The 5,741-nt window shown below is 74.9% G+C and carries 6 protein-coding genes; all 6 read left to right on the top strand.

What is annotated here, in order from left to right:
* On the top strand, positions 1–753 hold a 753-nt coding region (locus VGR37_20935; protein ID HEV2149877.1), incomplete at its 5' end, for a methyltransferase domain-containing protein.
* Positions 750–1,805 (top strand): polysaccharide deacetylase family protein, encoded by a 1,056-nt coding sequence (locus tag VGR37_20930; GenBank protein ID HEV2149876.1) that lies wholly within the window; start codon positions 750–752, stop codon positions 1,803–1,805. The genes VGR37_20935 and VGR37_20930, both read left to right, overlap by 4 nt.
* Positions 1,802–2,776 (top strand): glycosyltransferase family 2 protein, encoded by a 975-nt coding sequence (locus VGR37_20925; GenBank protein ID HEV2149875.1) that lies wholly within the window; start codon positions 1,802–1,804, stop codon positions 2,774–2,776. The genes VGR37_20930 and VGR37_20925 overlap by 4 nt, the downstream gene beginning before the upstream one ends.
* Positions 2,776–3,825: a glycosyltransferase gene (locus VGR37_20920; GenBank protein HEV2149874.1), complete on the top strand. Its 1,050-nt coding sequence runs from the start codon at positions 2,776–2,778 to the stop codon at positions 3,823–3,825. Before VGR37_20925 ends, VGR37_20920 begins: the two co-directional genes overlap by 1 nt.
* Complete coding sequence (locus tag VGR37_20915; GenBank protein HEV2149873.1) at positions 3,822–4,844, top strand: glycosyltransferase; 1,023 nt, start codon at positions 3,822–3,824, stop codon at positions 4,842–4,844. Before VGR37_20920 ends, VGR37_20915 begins: the two co-directional genes overlap by 4 nt.
* Positions 4,841–5,734, top strand: a complete 894-nt coding sequence (locus VGR37_20910) for a glycosyltransferase family 2 protein (protein ID HEV2149872.1) — start codon at positions 4,841–4,843, stop codon at positions 5,732–5,734. The genes VGR37_20915 and VGR37_20910 overlap by 4 nt, the downstream gene beginning before the upstream one ends.
* The last annotated feature ends 7 nt before the right edge of the window (positions 5,735–5,741 follow it).

Genomic DNA, 5,741 nt, shown 5'->3' with positions numbered 1-5,741 from the left:
CGCCAGCGGGCGGGGCGCGCCGGACGGGCGCTCCTGGACGGGAGGAGCCCGGCTCTCCGCCTGGCTCTCCGGCGCCGGCTCCGTCCGCTGGGCGGGGCGCGCTTCGGGAACCTGCGCCGGGTGACCCCCGTCAGCCGGGCGTTCGGCTACGACCGCGGCCGGCCGGTGGACCGCCACTACATCGAGGCGTTCCTCGCGGCGCACGCCTCCGACGTGCGCGGTAGGGTGCTGGAGGTGGGTGACGACGCCTACACGCGGCGCTTCGGCGGGGAGCGGGTGGAGTCCACCGACGTCCTCCACGTCCAGGCGGAGAACCCCAGGGCCACCATCGTGGACGACCTGAGCCGCGGGGAGCGGATCCCCTCGGACGCATTCGACTGCGTGGTGCTGACGCAGACGCTGCACCTGATCTACGACGTGCGGGCCGCCGCGCGCACGCTGCACCGCGCCCTCGCGCCCGGAGGCGTCCTGCTGGCTACGGTGCCCGGGATCAGCCAGGTCGACAGGGGAGAATGGGGCGACACCTGGTACTGGGCCTTCACCCCCGCTTCGGCGCGGCGGCTCTTCCAGGATGCATTCCCCGGGGGGGAGGTCGAGGTGGAGGCCCACGGGAACGTGCTCGCCGCGAGCGCCTTCCTGTACGGCCTCGCGGCGGAGGAGCTGATGCCGTCGGAGCTGGCCCACCGCGATCCGCAGTACCCGCTCCTGGTCACCGTGCGCGCCCGCAAGGCGCCCGCCCCGGCGGAAGGGTGAGTGCCGCCCCGGCGGTGCTGGCCCGCGTCCGCGCAGCGGCGGCGGCGCTGCGCGTGCGATGGAGCGCCGGGCCGGTGATCCTCATGTACCACCGCGTCGCGGAGCCGGACTCCGATCCCTGGCAGCTCGCCGTGAGCCCCCGGCACTTCGGGGAGCACCTGGAGGTGATCCGGCGGCGCCTGCGGCCGCTCCCACTGCGCGGGCTGGTGGGCGCGCTGGCGGAAGGCGGCGCGCCGCGCCGCGGCGCGGTGGTGACCTTCGACGACGGGTACGCCGACAACCTGCACGCGGCGCGGCCGCTCCTGGAGCGGCACGACGTCCCGGCGACGGTGTTCGTGGTGGCCGGGATGGTGGGGAGCCGGGAGGGGTTCTGGTGGGACCGCCTCGCCGGCCTCCTCCTGCACCGCGGCCGGCTCCCCGCCAGCGTCGAGCTGGAGCTGGAGGGCGAGCGCCTGTCGCTCCCGCTGGAGGGGGGCTCCCCGGCCGTGGAAGAGGCGCCGGAGCGATGGGTCGCGTCCGACCCGCCCCGCACGCCGCGGGAGGCGGCCTTCCTCCTGCTGGGACGCCGGCTGCGGCGCATCGGGAGCGCCGAGCGGGAGGCGATCCTGGAGGAGCTCGCCGGCTCGCAGGGGATCTCGCCCATAGCCGATCCGGCGGCCCGGGCCCTCTCCGCGGACGAGCTGCCCCGCCTGGCCGCGGGGGGCCTGGTGGAGGTCGGCGCGCACACGGTCACGCACACGGAGCTGGCCGCCCTCTCCCCCGCCGCCCAGGAGCGGGAGATCCGGGGGAGCCGCGCGGAGCTGGAGGCCTGCATCGACGAGCCCGTCGTGTCGTTCAGCTACCCCTTCGGGGGGCGGAGCCAGTACACGCCGGAGACGGCGCGCCTGGTGCGCGAAGCGGGGTTCGCCAGCGCGTGCACCACCTCGGCCGCGCCGCTCCGGCGGTCCGCCGACCCCTTCCGGCTGCCACGCGTCCACGTCCCGGACTGCGACGGCGACGCCTTCGCCCGGCTGCTCTCCCGCTGGACCCCGCTCGCGGACGCGGCACGATGAGCGCAGCCGCCCTTCCGCCCCCGCGCGTCTCGGTGGTCACGATCTTCCTGAACGCTGAGCGGTTCCTCGACGAGGCGGTGGAGAGCCTGCTCGCGCAGACGTACCGCGACTGGGAGCTGGTCCTGGTGGACGACGGCTCCACCGACGGCTCCACGGCGATGGCCCGGGAGTGGGCGGCGCGCTTCCCGGAGCGGGTGAGGTACGCGGAGCATCCCGGCCACGCGAACCGCGGCATGAGCGCCTCGCGCAACCTGGGGATCCGGCTGGCCCGGGGCGAGTACGTGGCGCTGCTGGACGCCGACGACGTCTACCTCCCGCGGAAGCTGGAGCACCAGGTTGCGCTGCTGGACGCCAGTCCCGGGGTGGGAATGGTGTACGGCGCCACGGAGTACTGGTACAGCTGGACGGGGCGCCCGGAGGACGCGGCACGGGACCGCCTGCGCACCCGCGGACTCGCGCCGGGGACGGTGTTCGAGGCGCCGGAGCTGGTCCACCGCTTCCTGCGGGAGGCCGCGCGCACGCCCTGCACCTGCGGCGTGGTCATGCGGAAGGACGCGGTCGAGCAGGCGGGCGGCTTCGAGGAGGGCTTCGGGGGGATGTACGAGGACCAGGTGTTCTTTCTGAAGCTGTGCCTGCGGACGGCCGTGCTGGTGGACGGGGAGTGCCTGGACCGGTACCGGCAGCACGAGGACTCCTGGTGCCACCAGGAGCTGACCCGGGGGAGGTGGCGGCGCACCTCGGCGCTGAGCGACTCGCGGCAGGCCTTCCTCGAGTGGCTGGAGGTCTTCCTCCAGGACGCAGGCATCGGCGACCGGGGGTTGCTCCGCAAGGTGCGCAGGGAGCTCCTCCCCTACCGGCACCCCGTCCTCGTCCCGGTGTGGAGGGCGCTCGCGCCCATCCACCGGCTGCGGGCGAGGATCGACCGGGCGGTCCGCAGCGCGCGCGAGCTCCGCCCCGACCGGCCGGCGTGATGAACGGCGCCCCGCCCACCTCCGCCCGCAGCAGCGCCACGGATCCGTCCGGCGGGCACCGCGGCCACGTGCCCCCGGTAGCCGCGGACGTCGCGCGGCCCCTCTGGTCCGTGATGGTGCCGACGTTCAACTGCGGCGTGTACCTGCGCGACACACTGGAGAGCGTCCTCGCGCAGGACCCCGGTCCGGAGGTGATGCAGATCGAGGTCGTCGACGACTGCTCGACCGCGGACGATCCCGCGGAGGCCGTCCGCGAGCTGGGACCGGATCGGATCCGCTTCCATCGCCAGCCGCGCAACGTGGGACACGTCAGGAACTTCCAGACGTGTCTGCTCCGCGCCCGAGGCCGGCTGGTGCACCTGCTCCACGGCGACGATGCCGTCCTGCCCGGATTCTACGCGACGATGCAGCGGGCGTTCGAGGAGCAACCGGTGATCGGCGCCGCGTTCTGCAGGCACGTCTTCATCGACGGCGAGGGCCGGCGGAAGAGGCTGCCGGACCCCGAGCAGCCCGCGGCCGGGATCATGCCGGACGGGCTCCTGCACGTTGCGGCAGGGCAGCCGTTCCAGACGCCGGCCGCCGTGGTGCGCCGCGACGTATACGAGCAGCTGGGCGGGTTCGACCGCCGCCTGGCGTACTGCGGGGAGGACTGGGAGATGTGGGTGCGCATCGCGGCGCACTACCCCGTCTGGTACGAGCCCGAGCCGCTGGCCCTCTACCGCCGGCACACGCTGGCCCCGGGATCGCTGACCGGCCGCTCCCTGCGTACCGGCGAGAACCTGAAGGACCTGCGCAGGGCGGTCGGGATCTACGAGGCGTACCTTCCCGCCGGAGAGGCACCCGCGGTGCGGAAGAGGATCCTGTCGCGCTGCGCGGACTGGGGGATCGGCCTCGCGAACAACCTCCTGGCGGCGGGCCAGCCTGCGGCGGCGGCAGCGCAGCTCCGGGAGGCGCTCCTCTGCCGGGCATCGCCGCGCACGGCCGCCCGCGCGGCGGTGCTCGCCTCCCGCGTCGCCGGCGCCTGGCTGCGCTCCCTGAGGGCTCCATGACCGGGACGTCCATTCATCCTCATCGCGCCGAGGTGGCGCCCCTCGCCGAGGGAGCACCGCGGCCCCTCTGGTCCGTGATGATCCCCACGTTCAACTGCGCGCGGTACCTGGCCCGGACGCTGGAGAGCGTCCTCGCGCAGGATCCGGGGCCGGAGCGGATGCAGATCGAGGTGGTGGACGACTGCTCCTCCCTGGACGACCCCGCGGCGGTGGCCCGGGAGGTCGGGGGCGGCCGGGTCGGCTTCTTCCGGCATCCCGCGAACGTCGGGCAGGTCGCCAACTTCAACGCCTGCCTGCGGCGCTCGCGCGGCCGCCTCGTCCACCTCCTGCACGGCGACGACTCCGTGCGGCCGGGATTCTACGAGCGCATGGCGAGCGCGTTCGAGGCCGAGCCGGCGGTCGGCGCCGCCTTCTGCCGCTACCTGGTCATGGACGAGGAAGACCGGTGGATCCACGTGGCCGCGCTGGAGGAGCCGCGCAGCGGCGTCCTGGAGGGGTGGCTGGAGCGCATCGGAACGGGCCAGCGGCTGCAGACCCCGGGGATGGTGGTGCGGCGCGAGGTGTACGAGCGGCTGGGCGGGTTCGACGACCGGCTGCGGTACTGCGAGGACTGGGAGATGTGGGTGCGGATCGCGGCCCACTACCCCGTCTGGTACGAGCCCGAGCCGCTCGCCGTCTACCGTGTCCACAGGATGTCGGTGAGCGGGACGGACGTCCGCACCGGGGAGAACGGCGAGCACCTGCGCCGGGCCATCCGGATCAACCGGGAGCACCTCCCCGCCGACCGCGCGGACGAGATCTCGCGCCGGGCGGTGCGGAACAACGCCTTCGCCTGCGTCCGGCGGGCGTTCCGCTTCGCGAACGCCGGGGAGCCGGACGCCGCCTGGGCGCAGGTCCGTGAGGCCGTACGCTTCAGCCGCTCCCCCACCGTGCTCGCGCCCCTGGCCGGGGTGGTGGGATTCCTCGCGCTGAAGTCCGTGGCCGGGAGGGCGAAGGCCGCAGAGGGAGGGACGACGTGAGCGCCGCGCCCACCCCCCGCGTCTCCGCCTGCATCGTCTGCCGGAACGAGGCGGACCGCCTGGGCCCCTGCCTGGAGTCGGTCGCCTGGGCGGACGAGGTGGTGGTGATGGACCTCTGCAGCGCCGACGGCTCCGCGGAGCTCGCGGAGCGCCACGGCGCGCGGGTGGTGCGCCGCGAGCCCGTCCCCATCGTGGAGTGGGTGCGCAACGAGGTGGCCGGCCACGCGACCGGCGAGTGGATCCTGGTGGTGGACCCGGACGAGCGGGTCACCCCCGGGCTCGCCGCGGAGCTGCGGAGGCTGGCGGGGCGCCCGGATATCGACGCCGTCGTCCTTCCCCGCATGAACCACGACTTCGGCTACCCTCCCAGCAACCCGCGGGAGCGCTGGGAGCCGCAGCTCCGCATGTACCGGCGGGAGCGGGTGCGCTGGCCGGAGGTCCCCAACGCACTCCCCGCCGTCCCCGAGGAGCGCCTGGCGCGCATCCCGCCCCGCGACGAGCTGGTGCTGGTGCACGACCGCAGCCGGAGCGTCCCCGAGGTGCTCGACCGCGCCGTCCGCTACGCCCCGGTGCAGGCCCAGGCGATGCTGGATCGCGGGGAGACCTTCACCGCGCGCGCCATGATCCTGGACCTCGCGCGCCGCACCTACCGGCAGCTCGTGCAGGGGCGGGCCTGGCGCGACGGCGTTCCCGGCCTCCTTCGCGTGGGGGTGCTGGTGGGCTTCCACTTCTACGTCTGGGCGACTTTCTGGCAGCTCTCCGGCGCGCGGCGGACGCCGGAGGACGACCGCACGGTGCGCCGCCTCGCCCTGGCCCTGGCGCCGCTCCGCGGCGTGGTCGAGGGCGCGGGGCGCCTGGGCGGCCTGCTGCGCCGGCGGGGGCGCCCGTGAGCGGCGC

This window comes from Longimicrobiaceae bacterium (assembly GCA_035936415.1).
In the GTDB taxonomy this organism is placed as follows: domain Bacteria; phylum Gemmatimonadota; class Gemmatimonadetes; order Longimicrobiales; family Longimicrobiaceae; genus JAFAYN01.
This window is presented reverse-complemented; position numbering and strand designations above follow the sequence as displayed.

Coding starts and splice junctions, on each gene's coding strand:
- VGR37_20920 (HEV2149874.1), top strand. CDS start 2,776: ATGAACGGCGCCCCGCCCACCTCCGCCCGCAGCAGCGCCACGGATCCG.
- VGR37_20925 (HEV2149875.1), top strand. CDS start 1,802: ATGAGCGCAGCCGCCCTTCCGCCCCCGCGCGTCTCGGTGGTCACGATC.
- VGR37_20915 (HEV2149873.1), top strand. CDS start 3,822: ATGACCGGGACGTCCATTCATCCTCATCGCGCCGAGGTGGCGCCCCTC.